This window comes from Pseudomonas sp. BGI-2 (assembly GCF_004310295.1).
Classification (GTDB): domain Bacteria; phylum Pseudomonadota; class Gammaproteobacteria; order Pseudomonadales; family Pseudomonadaceae; genus Aquipseudomonas.
Window position 1 is genome coordinate 19,423 of the sequence record NZ_SISB01000012.1, and the last position, 19,774, is coordinate 39,196.

Here is a 19,774-nt window from a genome sequence, read left to right on the forward strand (position 1 = left end):
GGGTAGGAAGGGGGGAGAGCCGTCCGCATCCACCAGTACGGCCATAGGTAGGCCGTCGGTGGCGATGAAGGATTTGATTCGGATGGCTTGCGATGTATACGTTCCCTGAACCTGTGATAGCAGGGCGGGGAGTATAGGAAGTTTGTATTGTACTGTTTACCAAAAACCCCCTTTGTTATCAGGGGGTTGATGGGGTTTTACAGACTAATGTATGCGTTTATTTGTACCTGAATTTCATTGGCAAGCTTCGCAATCCGGCTCGTCGATGGCGCAAGCTTTCGGCACTGGAGCAGGGCCGGCAGGTGCTGCCAGGACCGAATCTTCACCGTGGTTGCCGCCGCTGGAAACAGCGTTCAGCTTGCCGGTGTTGATGGTCGACTTCTCGGTGCTGGTCGCAGCCAGGGCACGGAGGTAGTAAGTGGTTTTCAGACCACGGTACCAGGCCATGCGGTAGGTCACGTCCAGCTTCTTGCCCGATGCGCCAGCGATGTACAGGTTCAGCGATTGAGCCTGGTCGATCCACTTCTGGCGACGGCTTGCCGCGTCAACGATCCACTTGGTGTCCACTTCGAAGGCAGTCGCGTAGAGCTCTTTGAGTTCTTGCGGGATACGCTCGATCTGTTGCACCGAACCGTCGTAGTACTTCAGGTCGTTGATCATGACCGAGTCCCACAGACCGCGAGCCTTCAGGTCGCGAACCAGGTACGGGTTGATCACGGTGAATTCGCCCGACAGGTTCGATTTCACGTAGAGGTTCTGGTAGGTCGGTTCGATCGACTGCGAGACGCCAGTGATGTTGGCGATGGTCGCGGTCGGTGCGATGGCCATGATGTTGGAGTTACGAATACCTTTCTGCACACGGGCACGAACCGGTGCCCAGTCCAGGGATTCGTTCAGGTCAACGTCGATGTACTTCTGGCCACGCTGTTCGATCAGGATCTGTTGCGAATCCAGCGGCAGGATGCCCTTGGACCACAGCGAACCCTGGAACGTCTCGTAGGCGCCGCGCTCGTCGGCCAGGTCGCAGGAAGCCTGGATCGCGTAGTAGCTGACCGCTTCCATCGACTTGTCGGCGAACTCGACGGCAGCGTCCGAACCGTAAGGGATGTGCTGCAGGTACAGCGCGTCCTGGAAGCCCATGATGCCCAGACCGACCGGACGGTGCTTGAAGTTGGAGTTCTTGGCTTGTGGCACCGAGTAGTAGTTGATGTCGATCACGTTATCGAGCATGCGAACGGCGGTGTTCACGGTGCGTTCCAGCTTGGCGGTGTCCAGCTTGCCGTTGACGATGTGGTTCGGCAGGTTGATCGAGCCCAGGTTGCAAACAGCGATCTCGTCCTTGTTGGTGTTCAAGGTGATCTCGGTGCACAGGTTCGAGCTGTGGACCACGCCCACGTGCTGCTGCGGGCTGCGCAGGTTGCACGGGTCTTTGAAGGTCAGCCATGGGTGGCCGGTTTCAAACAGCATGGACAGCATTTTGCGCCACAGGTCTTTGGCCTGGATGGTCTTGAACAGCTTGATCTTGCCCGGGTACTCGGACAGGGCTTCGTAGTACTCGTAACGTTCTTCGAAAGCTTTACCGGTCAGGTCGTGCAGGTCCGGTACTTCGGACGGCGAGAACAGGGTCCACTTGCCGTCATCGAAGACGCGCTTCATGAACAGGTCAGGGATCCAGTTGGCGGTGTTCATGTCGTGGGTACGACGACGATCATCACCGGTGTTCTTACGGAGTTCGATGAACTCTTCGATGTCCATGTGCCAGGTTTCCAGGTAGGCACAGACAGCGCCTTTGCGCTTGCCACCCTGGTTAACGGCGACGGCGGTGTCGTTCACAACTTTCAGGAACGGAACAACGCCCTGGGATTTGCCGTTGGTGCCCTTGATGTACGAACCCAGCGCACGAACCGGCGTCCAGTCGTTGCCCAGGCCGCCCGCGAATTTCGACAACATGGCGTTGTCGTGGATCGCGTGGTAAATGCCCGACAGGTCATCCGGCACGGTGGTCAGGTAGCAGCTGGACAACTGTGGACGCAGGGTGCCGGCGTTGAACAGGGTTGGGGTCGAGGACATGTAGTCGAAGGACGACAACAGGTTGTAGAACTCGATCGCACGGTCTTCTTTGTGCTTCTCTTCGATCGCCAGGCCCATGGCCACGCGCATGAAGAAGATTTGCGGCAGTTCGAAGCGGATACCGTCCTTGTGGATGAAGTAACGGTCGTACAGGGTTTGCAGGCCCAGGTAGGTGAACTGCTGATCGCGCTCGTGGTTGATCGCCTTGCCGAGTTTTTCCAGGTCGAAGGAGGCCAGGATCGGGTTCAGCAATTCGAATTGGATACCCTTGGCGATGTACGCAGGCAAGGCCTTGGCGTACAGGTCGACCATTTCGTGGTGGGTCGCGCTTTCGGCGACTTCCAGGAAGTTCAAGCCTTCTGCACGCAGGGTGTCCATCAACAGGCGAGCGGTCACGAACGAGTAGTTCGGCTCACGCTCAACCAGCGTACGGGCGGTCATCACCAACGCGGTGTTGACGTCGGTCAGGGCCACGCCGTCGTACAGGTTTTTCAGCGTTTCGCGCTGGATCAGGTCGCCGTCGACTTCTGCAAGGCCTTCGCACGCTTCGGTGACGATGGTGTTCAGGCGGCCCATGTCCAGGGGCGCAAAGGTGCCATCGGCGCGGGTGATTCGGATCGACGGGTGAGCGTTGACTGCTTCTTCGGCCGGTGCGTGGGCAGCGCGTTCTTTCGAACGACCGTCACGGTAGATCACGTAGTCACGGGCTACTTTCTGCTCGCCGGCACGCATCAGGGCCAGTTCAACCTGGTCCTGGATTTCTTCGATGTGGATAGTGCCGCCCGACGGCATGCGACGCTTGAAGGTCGCGGTGACTTGTTCGGTCAGGCGGGCAACGGTGTCATGGATTCGCGACGAGGCGGCAGCGGTGCCGCCCTCAACTGCGAGAAACGCTTTGGTGATCGCGACGGTGATTTTGTCGTCGGTGTAAGGAACGACAGTGCCGTTACGCTTGATCACGCGCAGTTGGCCAGGCGCGGTGGCGGACAGATCCGAAGTCGAATCAGCGGCCTGCGGCAAGGTGCCCTGCGGGTTCTCGCGAGTTGTGTCGGTTTGCATGGGGGGTTGTCTCCACATTCTCTATGTTTGTTTGGGCACCATCACGGTGCCCACCGTTCTGTCCTGAAGCACTACAACCGACGGGCGTCGGGCATAACAACTTCGGGACAGTAGGAAAAGGCTAATGATGCCGCTTCCTTGCCGAAGTCTTTAGTCGCGAGCCTGGGCTCGAAACCGGATTCCATTCAGGGTGACAGTAATGATTGCAACACCCGTACCGTTCTGGCTGTTCCGGCCTTAAAAAACGGTGCCATCCGCAGGTGCGGTTTGGGCTTGTAAAATCACGCTTGGTTCAACCGGAAACAGCAATAAAGCGCTTGAGTTTCTGGTCTGAAATGTGGTTGGGCTTTTTAAGCCAAAACCCTACATGTAGGGTTTTTTTGGCGCCGTGCTACAAGATAATGCGTTTTGGAGGGTGTTGCAACGTACTACCTGTGGATAAACCTGTGCGTAAATTGTGTGTGAAAGAGGGAACAGGCGTGTAGGCCGCGACCTAGCTGGAGCGGACCGTTTTTCACTGATTTTCAGCGATTGAAAACAGTCATTCGGATTTTTAAGGGCGCGAACCCTACCACAAAAAACCGGGTTGTCCGAACGCATTTGCCGGCTTGTGTTCTCGGCGTTCGGCGTTTATACAATCGGCCAGTGTGTATGCTTTCTTATCCTCCCTAATCATTACAAAAAGACGGGCGGATCCTTCCTTATTCGTGTTGTTGGCAAGCAGAGGTCACCGTGGAGCAAGAAGCCTGGCAGATATTGATTGTGGAGGACGACCAGCGACTGGCCGAACTGACCCGCGATTACCTGGAAGCCAATGGCCTGCGCGTATCGATCGAGGGCAATGGCGCCCTGGCCGCGGCTCGCATCATTAATGAAAAGCCGGACCTGGTGATCCTCGACCTGATGCTGCCGGGCGAAGATGGCCTGAGCATCTGCCGCAAGGTCCGAGACAAATATGACGGCCCGATCCTGATGCTCACCGCGCGCACCGATGACACTGATCAGATTCTTGGCCTCGACCTGGGCGCTGACGATTACGTGTGCAAACCGGTTCGTCCACGCCTGCTGCTGGCGCGCATCCAGGCCCTGTTGCGCCGCAGTGAAGCCCCTGAGGTGGCCCCGGAAAAACAACGGCGCCTGCAATTCGGCCCGCTGGTGGTGGACAACGCATTGCGCGAGGCCTGGCTGAATGACAACGGTATCGAACTGACCAGCGCCGAGTTCGACCTGCTGTGGCTGCTGGTGGCCAACGCCGGGCGCATCCTGTCCCGGGAAGAGATTTTCACCGCGCTGCGCGGCATCGGCTATGACGGCCAGGATCGCTCCATCGACGTGCGCATCTCGCGCATCCGCCCGAAAATCGGCGACGACCCTGATCATCCGCGACTGATCAAAACCATCCGCAGCAAAGGTTATCTGTTCGTTCCGGAAGCCTGCACCCTGTGAACTCGATCTTCCTGCGCATCTACGGCGGCATGTGCGCGGCGCTGATTCTGGTCGCGGTGCTCGGCGTACTGGCGTTGCACCTGCTCAATCAGGTGCGCAGCGAGCAATACCGCGAACGCCTGGCCCACGGCACCTTTTCGCTGATGGCCGACAACCTGCAACCAATGAACGAAACCGAGCGCCACCGGGCCTTGCTGGTGTGGGAACGTTTGCTGGGTATTCCGTTGGCGCTGAAGTCCTTTGCCCAGACCGATCTCGACCTGACGCAGCGCACCCGCGTGCTGCGCGGCCAGGCGCTGGTGGAGCAGACCGGCCCGCACGCGGCAAGGGTTTATCGCTTGGTCAGTGACAAGGAGCAGCTTGTTCTCACGGGCGAGGTGCAGCAGATCAGCGAGCAACTGGCGCGAGCGACCATTTACCTGCTGGCCGACGAACTGGTGCGCGTGCCGGTGGCCGACCAGCCCAAGCGCCTGGCGCAATTGAAACAAGACAAGGGCTTTGGTTTCGACTTGCGGCTGGTCACCGTCGAGCAGGCGGACATGGACGAAGACCAGAGCCGCCGGATCTCCGAAGGCGACACGGTGATGGCGCTGGGCAAGGGCGGCGACTCGATCCGGGTATTCGCCGGTATGGTCGGCACGCCCTGGGTCCTGGAAATCGGCCCGCTGTATCAGATGAATCCTTATCCACCCGAGTGGCTGGTGCTGATCGCGGCCCTCGGTTTGAGCCTGATCGGTTTGATCGTCTATCTATTAGTGCGACAACTTGAACGACGTTTACGTGGCCTCGAAGCCGCTGCCACGCGCATCGCCAAGGGCAGCCTGGAAACCCGCGTGCCGGCGCGCGGCGCGGACTCGGTGGGGCGACTGGCCTCGGCGTTCAACGGCATGGCCGAGCACTTGCAGCAGTTGCTGGCGATCCAGCGTGAACTGGTGCGCGCGGTATCCCACGAATTGCGCACCCCGGTGGCGCGCCTGCGTTTTGGCCTGGAGATGATCGGCTCGGCCACCACGCCGCAGGCCCTGGAGAAATACCGCGAAGGTATGGACCACGACATCGAGGACCTCGACAAACTGGTGGACGAAATGCTGACCTACGCGCGTCTGGAGCAGGGCTCGCCGGCGCTGAATTTCCAGCGGATCGATCTGGATGCGTTGGTCAATCAGGTGATCGAGGAGCTGGCACCGCTGCGCGCAGACGTCACTGTGCAGCGCGGGTTGTGCCTGTCCGCCGCCGATTGCGACGACGCCTGGGTCGAGGCCGAGCCGCGCTATTTGCACCGGGCGATCCAGAACCTGGTGAGCAACGCCATGCGCCACGCCTCGTCGCGGGTGACCGTCAGTTATCAGGTGGGGCAGCAGCGTTGCCGGGTGGACATCGAAGATGACGGACCGGGCGTGCCGGAGTCGGCGTGGGAGAAAATCTTCACCCCGTTCCTGCGTCTTGATGACAGCCGCACCCGGGCGTCGGGCGGGCATGGATTGGGGTTGTCGATCGTGCGGCGGATCATCCATTGGCATGACGGGCGGGCGTTGATCAGCAAGAGCCAGAGTCTGGGCGGGGCGTGCTTCAGCCTGAGTTGGCCGAGGAATCAGGAGAAGCGGTGAGATGTGCGGCGATCCGACTTGCCCGCGAAGAGGCCCGAACCGACACTAAAGATCTCAGGCCTTGATACTGACCAGACTCAACAACTGTCCGTCCACCATCCCAAACTGCGCGTCCAGCTCAGCGCCATTGCGCCATTCGCTGGACAGATCAGTCAGCAGCCGCAACCGCACTTCACCCGCCTCGGTCCATTCCAACACCTCGGCATGTTCAAAATAGAACCGCTGCTGAACAATCGGATACAGCGCCTTGAACAAACTTTCCTTCACCGAAAACGTCAGCGTCACCAGCATCGCTAGCTGATCACGAGGGGCCGCCGCCATGCGCTGCAACTCTTGCGGGGTGAGGATTTCCCCGGCCAGGCGTTCGGCCCGTTCAGGGTTGAGCAGGTTTTCCAGGTCCATCCCCAAACCACGCCAATCGGCTTTCTTCGCCACAATTGCCGCAGCCCGGCCGGTGCTGTGGGTGATTGAGCCGCTGATATGCGCGGGCCACACCGGGGCCCGGTCTTCACCGATGGCCGGGGTAAAACTCAGCCCCTCCAACTGCTGCAACGCCGCCCGGGCGCAGACCCGGCCGGCCAGAAACTCGGCCTGACGCTTGGCGACCGAGCGCTGAATGCTCGCCGGCGGTTCGATGGCGCTGCGCTGGAAGTCATCGTTGGCCAGTTGCGAGGTATCGAAGTGCGTACTCAACAGCACCGTATCGGGCAGCACAAACGGCAGCGGCCAATGGGCATCGAGCGGGGTGCAGCAGACGGGTAGGGCGGGGACGGGATTCATGACGGGCATTTTGCCGGGTTGCCTTGGTGCTGGGTAGTGGCAGCGGGCTTTTGTGGTGAGGGGATTTAGCGAAACGTCGCACCGCCCCGTTGGGTGGCGAAGCCGCCCCAAAACCTGCAACCTCGGTATATCAGATACACCGAGTGCGCCGGTTTCACGACTGCTGCGCAGCCGAACGGGGATAAATCCCCTCGCCACAACGCCCCTTGCGACAGGGGCTAACTGTTCAACCAAAGATCTTCTTGAAGAACGCCTGCATATCCGCCCAGGACTTTTCATCCGCCGCCTTGCTGTAGCCAATATCCGGCCCACCATGATCGCCATGGCCCAACCGATCCGCATCCGGATCACTGAGCCCATGCTTATACCCTCCCGAGGGCGAGGAAAACGCGCAGGGTCGGATCTCCTGCATAAAAGTCATTAAAACAGCCGAGTCGATTTGATTCAGCTCAGGTTCAGAGTGCGTTCAGGGGGAGTTCAGGGGTGGTTGCGTAACCTTGCCCCGTACCCAAAAAGCAAATAGCGCATGAGGAAACTCCCCAATGACTAGCTTCAAAAAACTGCTTCTGGCTTTCACCGTCCTAAGCGCGAGCACCGCCGCTTTCGCCTCCGACGACAATTTCGCCAGCCTTACGCTTGGACAGACCAGCGACAAGATCAAAAAGTCCCACGCCCTGAACGACAACCTCAACAGCCCGAACGCCGACGGCGTGATCGGCAAGGACACCACCTGGGGTGTGCGTCTGGGCCAGCAAAACAGCCAGGGCCGTTACTACGCCACTTACGACAACGTGTCGGGCTCGCACAATGGCATAAAGCTGCGTCAGGAAAACCTTCTGGGCAGCTACGATCTGTTCTACCCGGTGGGCGGCAGCACCAAACTGTTCGGCGGTGCCACGGCCGGTCTGACCAAAATGACTCAGGAGTCCCCGGGCTTCAGCCGCGACAGCAACATCGGTTACGCCATCGGCGGTCAGGTCGGCGTGTTGCAGCAAGTGTCGCAAAATACCTCGGTCGAGATGGGTTACCGTTACCTGCGCAGCAACGCCAACACCGAGATGAGCGAGCGCGGTGGCAGCAAACAGGGTTCGCTGGACCTGACCAGCAGCGCCCAGACGTACCTGTCGGCGAACTACGCTTTCTGACAAAGGGATGCGCGAATGCCAGTCAGTTAAGCGCAATCCCTGTGGGAGCGGGCTTGCTCGCGAAGACGTAGTCTCAGTCGACATCACTGTTGCCTGACACACCGCTTTCGCGAGCAAGCCCGCTCCCACAGGTTCCGCGGCCTGACTGGCTGGCATCGCCCTGTCCCGCATAGAGGTGCGAAACTGTGCTGCTGGAGATAACGATTTGCCTAGGAGAGCGTTATGAAACTGCTGGTCGTCGAAGATGAAGCGCTGTTGCGCCATCACCTGCAAACCCGCCTGACGGACAGCGGCCACGTGGTCGAGTCCGTGGCCAACGCCGAGGAGGCGCTGTACCAGGCCGAGCAGTTCAACCATGACCTGGCGGTGATCGACCTCGGCTTGCCGGGCATGGGCGGGCTCGACCTGATCCGTCAACTGCGCTCGAGCGGCAAGACCTTCCCGATCTTGATCCTCACCGCGCGCGGCAACTGGCAGGACAAGGTCGAAGGCCTCGCCGCCGGCGCCGACGATTACGTAGTCAAGCCGTTCCAGTTCGAAGAGCTCGACGCGCGCCTGAATGCCTTGCTGCGCCGCTCCAGCGGTTTCACCCAGTCGACCATCGTCGCCGGGCCGCTGCTGCTGGACCTCAACCGCAAACAGGCGTCCCTTGATGAACAACCGCTGGCGCTGACCGCGTACGAATACCGAATCCTCGAGTACCTGATGCGGCATCACCAGCAGGTGGTGGCCAAGGATCGCTTGATGGAACAGCTCTACCCGGACGACGACGAGCGCGATCCGAACGTCATCGAAGTGCTGGTCGGCCGTCTGCGCCGCAAACTCGAAGGCCCGGCCGGTTTCAAACCGATCGATACCGTGCGTGGTCTCGGCTACCTGTTCAATGAGCGCTGCACTTGATTCGTTCTCTTCGTGTCCGGTTGATGCTCGCCGCCACGATCCTGGCGGTGCTGTTCATGCTGGCGTTGCTGCCAGCGATGCAGGGCGCGTTCAGCCTGGCGTTGCAGGATTCCATCGAGCAGCGCCTGGCATCGGACGTCACCACGCTGATCTCCGCCGCGCGAGTGGAAAACAACTCTTTGCAGATGCCGGCGCAGTTGCCCGATGAACGCTTCAACCTGACCGACAGCCGCTTGGTTGGCTACATCTATGACCGCGAAGGTCACCTGGTGTGGCGCTCGAAGGCCACCCGCGAAGAGAAGATCAACTACAAACCGCGTTACGACGGACGCGGCAACGAATTCGCGCGCATTCGCGAGGCCGACGGTCAGGAATTCTTCGTCTATGACGTCGAGGTCAAACTGCTCGGCGGCAAAAGCGCGGCGTTCAGCATCGTGGCCCTGCAACCGGTGCGCGAATACGAAGTCACCCTCGAAGGCCTGCGCGAAAACCTCTACCTCGGTTTTGGCGCCGCATTGCTGGTGCTGCTGGCGCTGCTGTGGATCGGACTGACCTGGGGTTTGCAGGCCTTGCGTCGGCTCAGTCAGGAACTCGACGAAATCGAAAGCGGCGCCCGCGAAAGCCTCAGCGAACAACACCCACGCGAACTGCTGCGCCTGACCGGCTCCCTCAACCGCTTGCTGCACAGCGAACGCGAACAGCGCAGTCGCTACCGTGATTCCCTCGACGACCTGGCCCACAGCCTGAAAACCCCGCTGACCGTGTTGCAAGGCGTCAGCGAAGACATGGCTCAACGCCCGGAAAATCGCGATCAGGCCTGGGTGCTGCAAACCCAGATCGAACGCATGAGCCAGCAGATCGGCTATCAACTGCAACGTGCCAGCCTGCGCAAAAGCGGTCTGGTACGCCACCAGGTGCGCCTGCGTCCGGTGCTGCAAAGCCTGTGCGACACGCTGGACAAGGTCTACCGCGACAAACGCGTGCGCGTCGCTTTCTATCTGCCGGATCAGTGTTACGTGCCGATCGAGCAAGGCGCGCTGCTGGAAATGATGGGCAACCTGCTGGAAAACGCCTATCGCCTGTGCCTGAGCGAAGTGCGCATCAGCGTGCGCGAAACCCTGAGCGGGGTTGAGTTGTGCGTTGAAGATGACGGGCCGGGCGTGCCACCGGACCAGCGGGCGCGGATTCTGCAAAGGGGCGAGCGACTGGATCGCCAGCATCCGGGGCAGGGGATTGGGTTGGCGGTGGTGAAGGACATTATCGAGAGCTACAGCGCGAAGCTGACGCTCGGGGATTCGCCGATGGGCGGGGCGGCGTTCCGGATTCATTTTCCGGTGGTTTAGTGGTTGGCTTTACTGGCGCATATCGCGAGCAGGCTTGCTCCCACATTGATCTCCTGAATTCACACAATTTTGTGTTCACTGAAGATCCCTGTGGGAGTGAGCCTGCTCGCGATGGGGCCAGTCAATTCAACCCAAAAAATCAATGGTCTTGAGGGCGGCACGCCCCGTATTAGCCCGATTCACTTCGCTGACCATTCGTCGCAAAACACCACCTACCTGTTATTTCTGACAGTAGCGAGTTTCACCTTTTCCGTGTGAGATGGCCTCAGGGCCCGAGAGGGCTAAAGCCTTGTCACCCTGCGGGAGAAAATAATGGATATCCAGTCAGCGGCGTTGAACCAGTTATTTGTGCTTTTTCCAGTGATCATTCCAGGCTGGATCACTCCGGTTCGTCCTGCGGGTATTGCCGCTGGTGGTATTCCCCACTCTATTTACGATGATCAACCCAGGGGGCTTGAGTGCCTGGTCGATCCATGGACCGAGCCCCTGATGGCGGTCACGGCGGTGGATGATCGAGTGGATTTGTACATCGAAGGCGTAGCCGCATCGGTGGATGGCAAAACCATCAGTCCAGGTGAAGAGCTGTTGCGTGTGCGCCTGTACGTGCCCCGAGGGAGATTGAGGGACGGCATCAACAGGATTTTTTACAGAGTCACCCGGCCCAGTGGTAGCTTCGAAGACTCTCGAATACTCGAAGTGCTGTACCACCTTCGGGCACCCGGCGCACCTGCCCCGACAAATACCCGTCTGCAAATACCGGCCGATGTCCGTTCGAACGGCGTCGATGCCGAGCGGGCCAGGCAAGGTGTGATGTTCGGATTCGATTATTCCAATCGGCGAGCCTTCGACCTTATTCGCCTGACACTGGGTGTGGTGCAGGTTGAACGCGAAGTAACGCCCGCAGAGGCGGGACCGGGATTGCCCGTTGTGACACAAACGCTGTTTACCGACACCTTCAGCCAAAGTGGCGATGACGCTCAGACGGCGGTCGAGTATTCCGTCACTGACCAACTGGGCAATTTCAACCAGTCCGCGACTGAGTACATCGATGTTCGCGTCAGCCGTATTACATTGGCGATGGCGATACTTCGAGAAATTCCGACCGAGAACAATGACGACCCCAATACTGTGGACCTTGGCAAGTTGAACGGCGGGCCGTTGTGGGCTCTGATCCATCTGATCGAGAGCATATGGAATGTAGGGGATGACATTCGCCTGAGTTTTACTGCTCTATTGAACGGCCGTCCGGTCGCCACTCATGAGCAAACTCTGCGAATCACGCAGACGCCAGGGCAAATCGCCTGGGATATCTCCAACAGCAAGGTAATTGCCGACAGTACCGTAATGGTCACGTACGAGCAGATCCGCGCAGGTACGGTGATTGCTACTTCGACAACTGCCGAGGCGAAGGTGATCGGCAAGGCAATAGATGAGAAGCCCGTTATCATCAAGGCTGAAGACTCCAAGGGCGTCGTTATCCCGAACGGTGAAACCACCTTCGACACCACCGTGATGCTGACAGGCTCCGCTAGCATGGGACAGAAGGTGAAGATCTTCGACGGCCCCACCCCTATGGACGAAGCCACAGCCGACCTGACGTCGGGCATCTGGACCAAATGGTTCACGGGTCTGAGCGTGGCCGCGCACAGCTTTACGGCCCAGGCGCTGTATGGCACGGGCCAAACCTCTGCCGCGCATACCCTGATCGTCATCGCCGAGGTGGCGCCCACCATCAGTTCGGTGAAGGACTCCAAGGAAGTGGAAATTCTCCATGGAGGCCCCACTGTGGACACGCGCGTGACGTTGACCGGTACTGCCAGAAAGGGCCAAAAAGTTCAGGTTCTCGATGGCGGCACCGATAGGGGGGAGGCCACTGCCGATCCAGTTACCGGTATCTGGAAGCGGGAGTTGTCGGGTCTGATTATTGGGGGACACACCTACACTGCCAAGGCGCTCTATGGTATGGAACTCGTTTCCAACGCCCGGAGTTTGGTCAGATACGCTCCGCTGCAGCCCCCGTCGATCACAGGGGTTTACGCCAACGGGGTACGAATCCTACCCGGTGGTACGCTTAGGACGCCAGCCACAATTCACTTCACTGGCACGTGTTCTCCAGGGCCGCAGGGGTATGCATATTTTTGGTTCAATGGCGTGCGCAACAACGGCTGGGTTGTCAATATCTCTACAAATGGCACCGTCTGGACCTCGAACAGCGTCTTTGTTCAGTTCTTCGCCGGGGGACAGCCTATCCCCCAGGCGATCACGTTATTAGACGATCGAATCGGCCATAGCCTCCGGAGCCCCACCTACACATTTACCCCAACATACACCCCCTAAAAATAGAGCATTTCAGGGGACAGATTTATTTATCCTGCCGCGCAAACCCAGCACCAAGCGACGCAAGTAAAAAATGTGGGCGATTTTATGTTGTAGGGCAACCCTGAAACCTCAGGCCGGTTGGTATTCACTCTGATTTTTCATCAGGGCAAATGCTACTCGGCAGAGTTTCCGGGCGAGGGCCACACTGCCCGTCCTCAGGACCTGCGTGAGTTTTAAACGGAGATGTTTAAAACACATCTCCAGAAACTCACTCAGGCTACACATCCTTGCGCCGTTGCCTACGACTACGCCAGAATCCGCCGGCTTGTGCGCCTGGGGCGTGGGCTCTATCGTTTCCGGGTCGCTGACGAATCAGCGATCGGGTTTAGCGATCCGATCCCCTACACAGACGCAAAAGCGCCCAAGTTTGATTGCAGTTTCTAGTGCCTGCAATTCGCGTAATGGTGGCTGTGCGTGGGAGACCTTCGAGGTCTACCCGGGGTTTCTGTGACCCGGATCGCTAACCTGCGTACAGCCGCCACCTTTACTTGTTTAGCGATAGGTCGTGGTGGCTCAACCAATCACGGAGCTTCACATGTTCAAAATTACGCCCAACCCACCAGAAGCCGACGACGTTTCGCCGTACGATTCCACCGACTCCAAAAAACTCAACGAAGCCGCCGACCGCGCCCTCGATTACTACCTCAAACCGGTCATCCCCAAAGACTCGCCACGTATACCCAGCACGATCTACTTCGTCGCCCCTGATACCGATGACGAAACGTTGCTGGTCAACGCTTGTGAGTCCATGGCATCAGCAAGTGTGATGCTGAGTAATTTTGCGGGGTTGATGGAGGGGCCGCATCGCAACACCGTGTTGGGGATTCAGCAGGTGGTGATGCTGGGTGAGCTGGCGGTGAACCGGATGCTGGACAGGCTTGATCCGCCTTAGCCACCAGTCAGGTAGACCGCGTCATCGTTCTTCGCGAGCAGGCTCACTCCTACAGGGATCTTCAGCGAACACACTATTTGTGTACGCCCTAGATCAACTGTAGGAGTGAGCCTGCTCGCGATGGGGCCAGCCAATTCAACCCAAAAATCAGTTCTCTTGTGCGCGATAAGCCCCAGGTGTAAGGCCAGTCCACTTCTTGAACGCCCGATGAAACGCCGAAGGCTCGGAAAACCCCAGCTGCTCGGCAATCTGCTGCAACGACAGATCCGCCCGCCCCAAGTGATAGATCGCGATGTCCCGGCGCAACTGATCCTTCAATTCCTGAAAACTCGACCCCTCTTCCCGCAAGTGCCGGCGCAAGGTCTGCGGGCTGATGTGCAGGTGCGCAGCCACGGCCTCAAGATCCGGCCAGCGTGTACTGTCGCGGCTGAGCAAACGGCGCAACTGGCTGCTCAGGCTGTCGCCGTCATCCGGGCGCGACAGCAGGTCGGCGGGGGAGTATTGGAGGAAATGTTTGAGGGTGCGTTCGTCCTGCAACAACGGCATGTGCAGGTAGCGGCTGTGAAACAGCAGGCTGCTCTGGGTTGCGGAAAACACCTTGGGGCAGGGGAACAGCAAGTCGTATTCGGCACCGTGCTCGGGCCTTGAATAACTGAACGTCGCCTGCTCCAGCCGAATGCGCTGGCCGATCAGCCAGCTGCCGAGGCGATGCCACACCATCAGCTGGCTTTCGGTGAGGAAATGGTCCGGGTCCTGGAATTTCGAGTCATCGAGGCTCAGGCGGATCATGTCGTCTTCGTGGGTCAGGGTCAGGCGGGGACCGTCGGGGAACAAGCTATAAAACAATAATCCGCGATGCAGCGCCTTATCGAGGTTGCGGCAGTGGATCACGGCGTGGCACATCATCGCGAAGGTGCCGGTTTTACTCGGCGTCGGCCCGAAACCGAGGTACTCGTCGTCGAGCGCAAGCCACAAACCCTGGATCAATCGCGTGAACTGCTCCGGCGCAATCCGCGCCCGTGGCTCGTCGAGCAATTCGGGGCTGATCCCCAATTGCTGCAACAACTCTGAATAGTCATAACCCAACCGGCGGGCGCCACCGAGGACGGCACGGGCGAAATGACTGGCGATGGTGCGTTCGCGCATAGAAGGCAGGTCTGTCCATTGAGCGTCGGATGGTAGCCGTGGTGGCCGACGATGAACAAGGCGGATATCCGCCAAATTGCAGGATGTGATTTAGTCGAAGGGCGGAAATCCGCCACACCAATGTAACCGGACAGTGACCCAGAAAAACCTGTAACCCTTGATGTCAAAAGGCTTACAGGCTTTTTGACGAAGGTGGCACGGGGCTTGCGATACAAGTCGCAGAGGTCTGCCGTCGCGCAGCTCGACAAAACAAATCCCTCCAGTGCAGGAGGGTTCGCAAATGAGGTGTCGTTGACAACAGATGGATGTTGTCGCGGGACGCTCTTGAGGAACTTTGCAATGACGACTCGTCAGCCACTGTACAAATCCCTGTATTTCCAGGTGATCGTTGCTATTGCCATCGGCATCCTGCTCGGTCACTTCTACCCGCAGACCGGTGTGGCCCTCAAGCCGCTGGGTGACGGGTTTATCAAACTGATCAAAATGGTCATTGCGCCAATCATCTTCTGTACGGTCGTCAGCGGTATCGCCGGCATGCAGAACATGAAGTCGGTCGGCAAAACCGGCGGCTATGCGCTGCTGTACTTCGAAATTGTTTCCACCCTTGCCTTGCTGATCGGTCTGGTCGTGGTCAACGTCGTGCAACCGGGCGCCGGCATGCACATCGACGTGACGACCCTGGACACCAGCAAAATCGCTGGCTTCATCTCGGCCGGTAAAGACCAGAGCATCATCGCCTTTGTCCTCAACGTGATCCCGAACACCATTGTCGGCGCCTTCGCCAACGGCGATATCCTGCAAGTGCTGATGTTCTCGGTGATCTTCGGTTTCGCCCTGCATCGCCTGGGTGCGTACGGCAAGCCGGTGCTGGACTTCATCGATCGCTTTGCGCACGTGATGTTCAACATCATCAACATGATCATGAAGCTCGCTCCAGTCGGCGCATTCGGCGCGATGGCCTTCACCATCGGTGCCTACGGTGTCGGCTCGCTGGTGCAGCTGGGTCAGCTGATGATCTGCTTCTACATCACCTGCATCCTGTTTGTGCTCCTGGTACTGGGCGCCATCTGCCGCGCGCACGGTTTCAGCGTCATCAAACTGATTCGCTACATCCGTGAAGAACTGTTGATCGTGCTGGGTACTTCCTCTTCGGAATCGGCTCTGCCACGCATGCTGATCAAGATGGAACGCCTGGGCGCGCAGAAGTCGGTTGTGGGTCTGGTGATCCCGACGGGCTACTCGTTCAACCTCGACGGTACGTCGATCTACCTGACCATGGCCGCTGTGTTCATCGCTCAGGCGACTGATACCCCAATGGACCTCACCCACCAGATCACTCTGCTGCTGGTGCTGTTGCTGTCCTCCAAAGGTGCTGCGGGCGTGACCGGCAGTGGCTTCATCGTGTTGGCGGCCACCCTGTCGGCCGTAGGTACTCTGCCGGTGGCCGGTCTGGCGCTGATCCTCGGTATCGACCGCTTCATGTCCGAAGCCCGTGCACTGACCAACCTCGTTGGTAATGCTGTTGCGACCCTGGTCGTGGCCAAGTGGGTGAACGAGCTGGACGAAGACAAGCTGCAAGTCGAGCTGGCTTCCGGCGGTCGCGGTATCTCCGACGAACGTGAAGAAGACGACTTGGGCGTGGCCGAAGGCCCAACCCCAAGCAACGTCAAGTAAGACTCTCTGCATTGAAAAACCCGCTTCGGCGGGTTTTTTCATGCCTGGGATTTGAGCGTAACGGTCACCGTTGCTGACACTTCAGGTGATTGCTGCAATGCGTTTGCCTGCCTAGGCTGGAAGCATCGTTCACGGAGGTCGCTCATGCCCGGTCCACTGGCATCACTCAAGGTTCTGGATTTCTCGACACTGCTGCCGGGGCCGTTTGCTTCGTTGCTGCTGGCAGACATGGGCGCAGAAGTCTTGCGCATCGAATCGCCGACCCGCATGGATTTGCTGCGGGTGTTGCCGCCGCACGATCACGGGGTGTCGGCCAGCCACGCGTACCTCAATCGCAACAAGCGCAGCCTGGCGCTGGACCTCAAGCAGCCCGAGGCGCTGGAAGTGATCAAGCAGTTGCTGGCGGACTATGACATCGTACTGGAGCAGTTCCGTCCCGGCGTGATGGAACGCCTGGGCCTGGGTTATGAAGCCTTGAAGGCGATCAATCCGCGGCTGATCTACGTGTCGATTACCGGTTATGGCCAGACCGGCCCCTACAAGGACCGCGCTGGCCATGACATCAACTACCTGGCGCTGGCAGGGCTGGCGAGCTACACCGGTCGCACCGAGAGTGGGCCGCTGCCGTTGGGCATGCAGGTGGCGGATATCGCCGGAGGTTCGCTGCACGGCGTGATCGGGCTGCTGGCGGCGGTGATCGCTCGGCAGCAAAGCGGGGTCGGGCAGCATCTGGATGTAAGCATGACCGATTGCGCCTTCAGCCTGAACGCCATGGCCGGCGCCGGGTATCTGGCCTGTGGCGTGGAGCCGGGCAGGGAAGATCAGATGCTCAATGGCGGCAGCTTCTACGACTATTACCGTTCGCGGGACGGGCGTTGGTTATCGGTGGGCAGTCTGGAGCCGGTCTTCATGCAGCAACTGTGTACGGCGCTGGGGCGGCCGGAACTGGCGGCCAAGGGCCTGTCGTCCAAGCCCGCCGAGCAACAGGCGCTGAAGAATGAGTTGAAAGCCGAATTCGAGAAGCATGACTTTGCGCAGCTGTGCGAGTTGTTTGCCGGGGTTGATGCGTGTGTCGAGCCGGTGCTGAGTTTGGGTGAGGCAGTGCGGCATCCGCAATTGCAGGCGCGGGAGTTGGTGACGGAGGTGCCGCGGGGGGACGGTTCTACGCAGGCGCAAATGGCCTGTCCGTTGAAGTTCTCAGAGGGGTTGCCAGCGCCCCGGCATATTGGTGCGGTGTTGGGGCAGCATACGGATCAGGTGTTGGGGGAGTTGGGGTTTGGTGCTGCGCGGATCGAAGAACTGCGGCGTAACAAAGTGGTTCTTTAGCGGTTGTACTGGCCTCTTCGCGAGCAAGCCCGCTCCCACATTGGAACGCATTTCAAATGTGGGAGCGGGCTTGCTCGCGAAGAGGCCGGCACTGGCACCAAAAATCTGACTTACTCGACCCGCATCTCCCCACTAAACACCAACGTGCTCCGGCACCTGCGACACAAATACCGCCGCCCCTGCCGCACCAGTCCATGGCGCTGCGCGGAAAACGGGAAATCGCTGTCAACGCACGGGCATTTGTAGATATAGCGAGTCACGCTGCGGCGTTTGACGTCGTAGGTGTGGCAGCGATTGGGCGGCAGTTCGTACACGCCACGCATGATCAATTGCCACTCTTCACCGTGCGGCTGAATGCGGTCGCCAAACAGTTGATGGGCGATCAGGTGCGCCACTTCATGGGCCACGGTCTGCTTGAGGAAGTCTTCAGTGTTTTCCCGGTACAGCTGCGGGTTGAAGCGCAGCAGGTTCTCGTGCAGATGCGCGACACCGGCTTTTTGACCGCGCAGCTTGAGGCTCACCACGGGGCGTTTGAAAGGTCGTTTGAAAAAGGATTCGGCTAATTGGTAACAGTCTTCGACGCGGGTATTGAGTTGCTCGGGCATGCTTGATGGATCTCCAGAGACGTCGAGTATGCCGCAACGCCGGGGCCTTGCGAATCGTCGAGGCGCCGAATGGTCTTTACCCCCTCACACATTAGAAGGCCGCCTTGCGGCGGCCTGTGTTGGCAGATCTTGTTTTTGGGTGATGTGTTGCTAATTGGTATAGACCGGCCCCACGCCGAGTCCCCAGACAATCACTGTAAACGCCATGATGGCGACCAGCACCACCAAGCCTACGGCAAGCACCGAACTGGAAAACAGGAAGCCCTCGTCGGATGGAATGTTCATGAAAGTGGGTAGCCCCACATACAGTAAATACACCGTGTAGCAGATGGCCGCCGTCCCGACGATCATCCCCAGCCACATGTGTGGGTACAGCGCCGCCAGACCGCCGATGAACAGCGGGGTCGCGGTATAGGTCGCAAATGCAACGCAGCGGGCCAGACTTGGATTGGCGTCATAGGTACGGGCCATCCAGTGGATGAATGCGCCCATGACCGCGACACCGCCGAGCATCGCCAGGTAAGACATGATCGTCATCCATAGCGCGCTTTCCTGGGTCAACATCACCGGCGCCCGGCTGCCGATGACCCAGCCGACCTGAGTGGTGCCGATAAACGCCGACACGGCGGGGATCGCCGCCAGAATCAGCGTGTGAGTCAGGTACATGTGGCTGATGCTTTCCTCTTGGTCGCCACGGATTTCTTTCCATTCCTGGTCGGGGTGGGTGAAGAGCCCCACTACGTGATGGATCATGCCAGTCACTCCTCTTGTTTTTACCGTCGCCCCCCAGTGGAGCGCCTACAGGCCAACGTGGCCAAGTAAGTAAAAGGTCTGGATATGTGTGCGACCTTATGTCGCAGTATAGAAAGGTCTTAACGGCGCAGGTGTGAGGGCGTTAGAGCAAATTGCGCTGTAAACACTGCTGTTAATCGCCGCAAGGTCTGTCACCACAATCCCTGTGGGTGGGCTCTTCGCCGACGAGGAGTTTTTGCGTAAAATGCCGCCTTTCGTCACACCTCACGGATCTCGCGTCATGGGCACACTCACGGTCAACCAGAACAAACTGCAAAAGCGCCTTCGCCGCCAGGCAGGTGAGGCTGTTGCCGATTTCAACATGATTGAAGACGGCGACAAGGTCATGGTCTGCCTGTCCGGTGGCAAGTTATAGACAAAGAATATTTTGTAATGAAAGAGCCGGCAAAAATTGTCCTAATTCCTCCTGTTTATTGGTGTTTTTATCGTCTTTTTTGACAAATATAGTTTCAAGGCTAGTCTTTAAGCCATTGGGTTATAGGACTACGCATTTTGTCAAATATTAGAATCAAGCAATATCAGTTCAATTCTTTGCCCTTCATATCAATCGTGGATGAAACGGATTGTCCGGTCGATCCATATGTCTCGT

General features: G+C 58.8%; 14 protein-coding genes and 3 pseudogenes. 10 read left to right on the forward strand and 7 right to left on the reverse strand.

The annotated features are described in order from the left end of the window. Nucleotides 1-234: 234 nt before the first annotated feature. The gene (locus tag EYC95_RS10430; RefSeq protein WP_131060274.1) at nucleotides 235-3,129 is read right to left on the reverse strand and encodes a ribonucleoside-diphosphate reductase subunit alpha; all 2,895 of its coding nucleotides are present in this window, start codon (nucleotides 3,127-3,129) and stop codon (nucleotides 235-237) included. Nucleotides 3,130-3,861: 732 nt separating this feature from the next. On the opposite strand from EYC95_RS10430, the gene EYC95_RS10435 reads away from it, so the two are divergent. Both EYC95_RS10435 and EYC95_RS10440 read left to right on the forward strand, forming a co-directional pair. Beyond that, entirely contained in the window at nucleotides 3,862-4,575 is a 714-nt protein-coding gene (locus EYC95_RS10435) for a response regulator (RefSeq protein ID WP_131060275.1), read from the forward strand. Beyond that, the gene (locus EYC95_RS10440; RefSeq protein WP_131060276.1) at nucleotides 4,572-6,182 is read left to right on the forward strand and encodes an ATP-binding protein; all 1,611 of its coding nucleotides are present in this window, start codon (nucleotides 4,572-4,574) and stop codon (nucleotides 6,180-6,182) included. The genes EYC95_RS10435 and EYC95_RS10440 overlap by 4 nt, the downstream gene beginning before the upstream one ends. Nucleotides 6,183-6,236: 54 nt before the next feature. Here the strand turns inward: EYC95_RS10440 and EYC95_RS10445 are convergent, their stop codons facing one another. Then, nucleotides 6,237-6,962, reverse strand: a complete 726-nt coding sequence (locus EYC95_RS10445; RefSeq protein WP_218568840.1) for a 4'-phosphopantetheinyl transferase — start codon at nucleotides 6,960-6,962, stop codon at nucleotides 6,237-6,239. Between the two features lie 226 nt (nucleotides 6,963-7,188). Further along, nucleotides 7,189-7,332: pseudogene (locus EYC95_RS10450) on the reverse strand (dienelactone hydrolase family protein); the annotation flags it as partial. 172 nt (nucleotides 7,333-7,504) lie between these two features. On the opposite strand from EYC95_RS10450, the gene EYC95_RS10455 reads away from it, so the two are divergent. The 4 genes from EYC95_RS10455 (at nucleotide 7,505) to EYC95_RS10470 (ending at nucleotide 12,687) form a co-directional block, all read left to right on the forward strand. Next, nucleotides 7,505-8,107 (forward strand): hypothetical protein, encoded by a 603-nt coding sequence (locus tag EYC95_RS10455; RefSeq protein WP_131060278.1) that lies wholly within the window; start codon nucleotides 7,505-7,507, stop codon nucleotides 8,105-8,107. 222 nt (nucleotides 8,108-8,329) lie between these two features. After that, on the forward strand, nucleotides 8,330-9,007 hold the full coding sequence (locus tag EYC95_RS10460) for a response regulator transcription factor (protein WP_131060279.1): 678 nt from the start codon (nucleotides 8,330-8,332) through the stop codon (nucleotides 9,005-9,007). Beyond that, nucleotides 9,004-10,350: an ATP-binding protein gene (locus tag EYC95_RS10465; protein WP_131060280.1), complete on the forward strand. Its 1,347-nt coding sequence runs from the start codon at nucleotides 9,004-9,006 to the stop codon at nucleotides 10,348-10,350. The genes EYC95_RS10460 and EYC95_RS10465 overlap by 4 nt, the downstream gene beginning before the upstream one ends. A 312-nt stretch (nucleotides 10,351-10,662) precedes the next feature. Then, nucleotides 10,663-12,687: a hypothetical protein gene (locus EYC95_RS10470; protein WP_131060281.1), complete on the forward strand. Its 2,025-nt coding sequence runs from the start codon at nucleotides 10,663-10,665 to the stop codon at nucleotides 12,685-12,687. Between the two features lie 85 nt (nucleotides 12,688-12,772). Here EYC95_RS10470 and EYC95_RS30860 read toward each other — a convergent pair. Then, a pseudogene (locus EYC95_RS30860) lies at nucleotides 12,773-12,873 on the reverse strand (IS110 family transposase); the annotation flags it as partial. Nucleotides 12,874-13,264: 391 nt separating this feature from the next. Here EYC95_RS30860 and EYC95_RS10475 point away from each other — a divergent pair. Beyond that, a complete protein-coding gene (locus EYC95_RS10475) occupies nucleotides 13,265-13,621 on the forward strand; it encodes a DUF6124 family protein (RefSeq protein WP_131060282.1) in 357 nt (118 codons plus the stop codon). Nucleotides 13,622-13,768: 147 nt separating this feature from the next. Here the strand turns inward: EYC95_RS10475 and EYC95_RS10480 are convergent, their stop codons facing one another. Beyond that, nucleotides 13,769-14,767, reverse strand: coding sequence for an AraC family transcriptional regulator (locus EYC95_RS10480; protein ID WP_131060283.1), 999 nt, complete (start codon nucleotides 14,765-14,767; stop codon nucleotides 13,769-13,771). 339 nt (nucleotides 14,768-15,106) lie between these two features. Here EYC95_RS10480 and EYC95_RS10485 point away from each other — a divergent pair, with 339 nt between their 5' ends. Together EYC95_RS10485 and EYC95_RS10490 are read left to right on the forward strand one after the other, a co-directional pair. Further along, entirely contained in the window at nucleotides 15,107-16,441 is a 1,335-nt protein-coding gene (locus tag EYC95_RS10485; RefSeq protein WP_131060284.1) for a dicarboxylate/amino acid:cation symporter, read from the forward strand. A 144-nt stretch (nucleotides 16,442-16,585) separates the two neighbouring features. Beyond that, nucleotides 16,586-17,767, forward strand: coding sequence for a CaiB/BaiF CoA-transferase family protein (locus tag EYC95_RS10490; RefSeq protein WP_131060285.1), 1,182 nt, complete (start codon nucleotides 16,586-16,588; stop codon nucleotides 17,765-17,767). 110 nt (nucleotides 17,768-17,877) lie between these two features. Here the strand turns inward: EYC95_RS10490 and EYC95_RS10495 are convergent, their stop codons facing one another. Then, a complete protein-coding gene (locus EYC95_RS10495) occupies nucleotides 17,878-18,372 on the reverse strand; it encodes a SprT family zinc-dependent metalloprotease (RefSeq protein WP_046046499.1) in 495 nt (164 codons plus the stop codon). Between the two features lie 150 nt (nucleotides 18,373-18,522). Beyond that, nucleotides 18,523-19,125, reverse strand: a complete 603-nt coding sequence (locus tag EYC95_RS10500) for a Yip1 family protein (RefSeq protein WP_131060286.1) — start codon at nucleotides 19,123-19,125, stop codon at nucleotides 18,523-18,525. Nucleotides 19,126-19,405: 280 nt separating this feature from the next. Between EYC95_RS10500 and EYC95_RS10505 the strand changes: the two are divergent. Beyond that, nucleotides 19,406-19,534 (forward strand): annotated as a pseudogene (locus EYC95_RS10505) (tRNA 2-thiocytidine(32) synthetase TtcA); the annotation flags it as partial. Between the last annotated feature and the right edge of the window lie 240 nt (nucleotides 19,535-19,774).

What these genes read in the sequence shown, in the direction of transcription:
- EYC95_RS10445 (WP_218568840.1), bottom strand. Translation starts at nt 6,962, where the DNA reads ATGAATCCCGTCCCCGCCCTACCCGTCTGCTGCACCCCGCTCGATGCC.
- EYC95_RS10480 (WP_131060283.1), bottom strand. Translation starts at nt 14,767, where the DNA reads ATGCGCGAACGCACCATCGCCAGTCATTTCGCCCGTGCCGTCCTCGGT.
- EYC95_RS10455 (WP_131060278.1), top strand. Translation starts at nt 7,505, where the DNA reads ATGACTAGCTTCAAAAAACTGCTTCTGGCTTTCACCGTCCTAAGCGCG.
- EYC95_RS10485 (WP_131060284.1), top strand. Translation starts at nt 15,107, where the DNA reads ATGACGACTCGTCAGCCACTGTACAAATCCCTGTATTTCCAGGTGATC.
- EYC95_RS10500 (WP_131060286.1), bottom strand. Translation starts at nt 19,125, where the DNA reads ATGATCCATCACGTAGTGGGGCTCTTCACCCACCCCGACCAGGAATGG.
- EYC95_RS10460 (WP_131060279.1), top strand. Translation starts at nt 8,330, where the DNA reads ATGAAACTGCTGGTCGTCGAAGATGAAGCGCTGTTGCGCCATCACCTG.
- EYC95_RS10495 (WP_046046499.1), bottom strand. Translation starts at nt 18,372, where the DNA reads ATGCCCGAGCAACTCAATACCCGCGTCGAAGACTGTTACCAATTAGCC.
- EYC95_RS10475 (WP_131060282.1), top strand. Translation starts at nt 13,265, where the DNA reads ATGTTCAAAATTACGCCCAACCCACCAGAAGCCGACGACGTTTCGCCG.
- EYC95_RS10470 (WP_131060281.1), top strand. Translation starts at nt 10,663, where the DNA reads ATGGATATCCAGTCAGCGGCGTTGAACCAGTTATTTGTGCTTTTTCCA.
- EYC95_RS10490 (WP_131060285.1), top strand. Translation starts at nt 16,586, where the DNA reads ATGCCCGGTCCACTGGCATCACTCAAGGTTCTGGATTTCTCGACACTG.
- EYC95_RS10430 (WP_131060274.1), bottom strand. Translation starts at nt 3,129, where the DNA reads ATGCAAACCGACACAACTCGCGAGAACCCGCAGGGCACCTTGCCGCAG.